This is a genomic window from Streptomyces sp. NRRL B-24572 (assembly GCF_002156145.1).
Lineage (GTDB): Bacteria > Actinomycetota > Actinomycetes > Streptomycetales > Streptomycetaceae > Streptomyces > Streptomyces vietnamensis.
In genome coordinates this window covers 1-3,756 of the sequence record NZ_MWIG01000818.1, presented here as the reverse complement: position 1 = coordinate 3,756, position 3,756 = coordinate 1, and the positions used below count along the sequence as shown (strand labels likewise).

The window sequence follows — 3,756 nt, the reverse complement described above, 5'->3', positions numbered from 1 at the left end:
CGTGCTCGCCTTCGACGCCCACCTCCAGTGGGGCGTCGAGCGGGTCAAGGGCCTCGCCAAGTTCGCCGGCCAGGGCCTGTTCAACGTGGAGATCGCCGGCACCGGCTGGGTCGCGCTCACCTCGCGCGGCACGCCGATCGTCGTCGACTGCGGCCGCGGCGAGGACGAGACGTACGTCGACCCCGACGCGCTCGTCGCCTGGTCGCCCGCGCTCAAGGTCAAGGGCAAGCGCAGCTTCAAGGCCTCCTCCCTCATCGGGCGGGGCAGCGGCGAGGCCTACCAGATGGCCTTCTCGGGCCAGGGCATCGTCGTCGTACAGCCGAGCGAGGACAGCACCGACCGCCTGCGGGTCCGGGGCTGAGGGGGAGCGAGAACACACCATGCAGAGCCCGCTTTTCAACCACGCCGAACAGCAGAGCCAGGAGCGGTACGTCATCCAGAACCCGCAGCTCCTGCGGGTCAGCCTCACCGGCCAGGACGACATCCTCGCCCGCAAGGGCGCCATGGTCGCGTACCAGGGACTCATCGACTTCGACGGCGAGTACCAGACCCCGAACCAGCGGCGGGCCCGTGCCCGCACCGGCGAGGGCCTGGACCTGATGCGCTGCTCCGGCCAGGGCACGGTCTACTTCGCCAACCTCGCCCAGCACGTCCACATCGTGGAGGTCGAGCAGGACGGCCTGACCGTCGACAGCGCCTACGTCCTGGCGCTCGACTCGACCCTCCACACCGAGGTCATCGCCGTCGACAGCCAGTACGGCGTCTCCGGCACCGGCAAGTACCAGCTCAACATCTCCGGCCGCGGCAAGGTCGCCCTGATGACCTCCGGGCAGCCGCTGATGATGCAGGTCACGCCCGAGAAGTACGTGAGCGTCGACGCGGACGCCATCGTCGCCTGGTCCACCGGGCTGCGCGTCCAGATGCAGGCGCAGACGACCAACTCCAGCGTCATGCGCCGCCGCGGCAACACGGGCGAGGGCTGGGAGCTCAGCTTCCTCGGACAGGGCTTCGCCCTCGTCCAGCCCAGCGAGGTCATGCCCCCGCAGAACGCCGCCATCGGACAGGGCATCGCCGCCCAGTTCGGCGCCGGCCAGCACGGCGCCCACGCCCAGAACCAGAACAACGCCTGGAACTGAGTGCGGGTGAGGGCCGGTCGCCATGGCGACCGGCCCTCACCACTGTCCTCACGCCAGCCGCGCCAGCGTGCCCTTCAGCAGCTCCACCACCGACGTGTCGGCCACACCCGCCACGTCCTCGTACGCGAACCAGCGCAGGTCCAGCGACTCCTCGCTGATCTCCGCCACCGCGTCCGCCGGGGCCAGCGCCGCGTACTGCACGTCCAGGTGCCAGTGGCACGGCGCCGGGATCGGATGCCGGTCGAGGCGCACCGGGCCGCCCGGCAGCAGCGTCAGACCCGCGATGCCGGACTCCTCGGCCGCCTCGCGCAGCGCCGCCGCCTCCACCGTCGCGTCGCCCGGCTCGCAGTGGCCGCCCATCTGCAGCCACATGCCCAGCTTCTTGTGCAGGGTCAGCAGCACGCGCCCGCGTGAAGGGTCGATCACCAGCGCGCTGGAGGTCAGATGCCCGGCCTCGCACGGCTTGTACATGCCGTCCGGGTGCTCGGCGAGATGGTCCAGGTAGACATCGCGGAGCTCCGGCTGGTCCTCGTACCCCTTCAGGACGAGGACCGCGTCGTCGTGCAGGTTCACTTCTCGGTGTCCCCGTCCTCCGGGCTCTCGCCCTTGGCCGCCTCGCCGAGCATCTTGTCCAGCTCGGAGAAGTCCAGGTGCTCGCGGTGCACGAAACCGTCGGGGTCGTCCAGGTCGGTCGCCGTCGGCAGCATGTCCGGGTGCTCCCACAGACCGTCCCGGCCGTCGACCCCGCGCGCGTCGGTGAGCGAGGCCCACAGGCGCGCCGCGTCCCGCAGTCGCCGCGGACGCAGCTCCAGACCGATCAGCGTCGCGAAGGTCTGCTCGGCCGGACCGCCCGAGGCACGGCGCCGGCGCAGCGTCTCCCGAAGGGCGTCCGCCGAGGTCAGGCGCGACTTGGCGGCCTCGTGGACCACCGCGTCCACCCAGCCCTCGACCAGTGCGAGCGCCGTCTCCAGACGGGCCAGGGCCGCCTTCTGCTCCGGGGTGTCCTCCGGCTGGAACATGCCCTGCTGGAGCGCCTCCTGCAGCTGCTCCGGATGCGTCGGGTCGAGCTGACCCACCGCCTCCTCCAGCTTCGAGGTGTCGACCTTGATCCCGCGCGCGTACCCCTCGACCGCGCCGAACAGGTGCGCCCGCAGCCACGGCACGTGCGCGAAGAGACGCTGGTGCGCGGCCTCGCGCAGGGCCAGGTAGAGCCGCACCTCGTCCGAGGGCACGCCCAGGTCCTTGCCGAAGGCCTCGATGTTCAGCGGCAGCAGCGCGGCACGCCCGGCGGGGCCCAGCGGCAGGCCGACGTCCGTCGAACCGACGACCTCACCGGCCAGCGCGCCCACGGCCTGCCCGATCTGCTGGCCGAACATGGCGCCGCCCATCGAGCGCATCATGCCGATCAGCGGGCCGGCCATGGCCTGCATCTCCTCCGGCAGGACGTCGCCCATCGCCGAACCGACCCGCTCGGCGACCGGGTCCACGAGCTGCTGCCACGCCGGCAGCGTCGCCTCGACCCACTCCGCGCGGCTCCACGCCACGGCCGTGCCCGCGCCCGAGGGCAGCGAGGTGACCTGGTCCAGCCACAGGTCGGCGAGGCGCACGGCCTCCTCGACCGCCGACTTCTCGGCCGGACCCACGCTCGCGTCCTTGACGCCGTCGGCGGTGCCCTGGGCCACCACCTGGCGCGCGATCTGCTTGGCCATGTCCCAGTTCACGGGACCGCCCTCGTAGCTCAGCATCTGCCCGAGCTGCTGGAAGGCCGCGCCCAGATCGTTGGGGTTCAGGGAGCCGAACATCGCGGCGAACGGATTGTCCGCGCCACCGGGACCGCCCATGCCGGGCAGCCCGCCGAAGCCGAACGGGTTCGCGCCGAACGGGTTGCCGCCGGACCCCTGGCCACCTCCGGCGGGGTCCTTCTTCTTGCCCTCGTCGCCGTTCTCCGGCTCCTCCGGCGGAAGGCCGAATCCGAATGGGGTGTCACTCACAGGTTTCCTCGGCTCGTAGGGCCGCCGGCCTCCTGCCGACGGCGACTGCCCGACCAGGGCCTGTCCAGACAGGCCCCGCACACCACCAGCGTAGACATCCGGGCCGGAAATGGGCTCGGTGCTCCGCCGGGCCGTGCCCTGCGGCAGGATGGACGCCACCTGGTCCGTACGCGTCATGCGCGTGCGTACTGAAGACAACCGCTGGAGACGCCCGGTGAGTTCCCCAGATCCACAGGTTCGCGGAGCGCGAAACCCCTCAACCCGGTCCGCCGTGCGCGGCCCCGTCGTCGCGGTCACCGGTGCCGCCTCCGGCGTCGGTGACCTGCTGACCAGGCGCCTCGCCGCCTCCGAGGAGATCAAGCGGGTCGTCGCCATCGACGAGCGCCGGGNNGCGCGGACGTCGTCGTGCACCTCGCCGTCGACCTCGACCTGGAGACCGACCCCGCCGCCCGGACGGCCTACAACGTGCGCGGCACCCAGACCGTCCTGACCGCCGCCGCCGCGGCCGGGGTCCACCGGGTGGTGCTCTGCACCTCCGCGATGGTCTACGGCGCCCTGCCCGACAACGACATCCCGCTCTCCGAGGACGCCGAGCTCAGGGCGACGGCGGAGGCCACCGGCGTCGGCGA

Annotated in this window: 4 protein-coding genes and 1 pseudogene; 3 read left to right on the top strand and 2 right to left on the bottom strand. The window is 72.1% G+C overall.

Annotated features, from left to right (window positions below; genetic code table 11):
• On the top strand, positions 1-361 hold a 361-nt coding region (locus tag CCN56_RS36575), incomplete at its 5' end, for an AIM24 family protein (RefSeq protein ID WP_143664737.1).
• Positions 362-380: 19 nt separating this feature from the next.
• A complete protein-coding gene (locus CCN56_RS36570; protein ID WP_086832045.1) occupies positions 381-1,136 on the top strand; it encodes an AIM24 family protein in 756 nt (251 codons plus the stop codon).
• 48 nt (positions 1,137-1,184) lie between these two features.
• Here CCN56_RS36570 and CCN56_RS36565 read toward each other — a convergent pair whose 3' ends face one another.
• Both CCN56_RS36565 and CCN56_RS36560 read right to left on the bottom strand, forming a co-directional pair.
• The gene (locus CCN56_RS36565; protein WP_086832044.1) at positions 1,185-1,709 is read right to left on the bottom strand and encodes an NUDIX hydrolase; all 525 of its coding nucleotides are present in this window, start codon (positions 1,707-1,709) and stop codon (positions 1,185-1,187) included.
• A complete protein-coding gene (locus CCN56_RS36560) occupies positions 1,706-3,127 on the bottom strand; it encodes a zinc-dependent metalloprotease (protein ID WP_086832043.1) in 1,422 nt (473 codons plus the stop codon). Before CCN56_RS36560 ends, CCN56_RS36565 begins: the two co-directional genes overlap by 4 nt.
• Before the next feature lie 214 nt (positions 3,128-3,341).
• Here CCN56_RS36560 and CCN56_RS36555 point away from each other — a divergent pair.
• Positions 3,342-3,756 (top strand): annotated as a pseudogene (locus CCN56_RS36555) (NAD-dependent epimerase/dehydratase family protein); the annotation flags it as partial.

Coding starts and splice junctions, on each gene's coding strand:
- CCN56_RS36570 (WP_086832045.1), top strand. CDS start 381: ATGCAGAGCCCGCTTTTCAACCACGCCGAACAGCAGAGCCAGGAGCGG.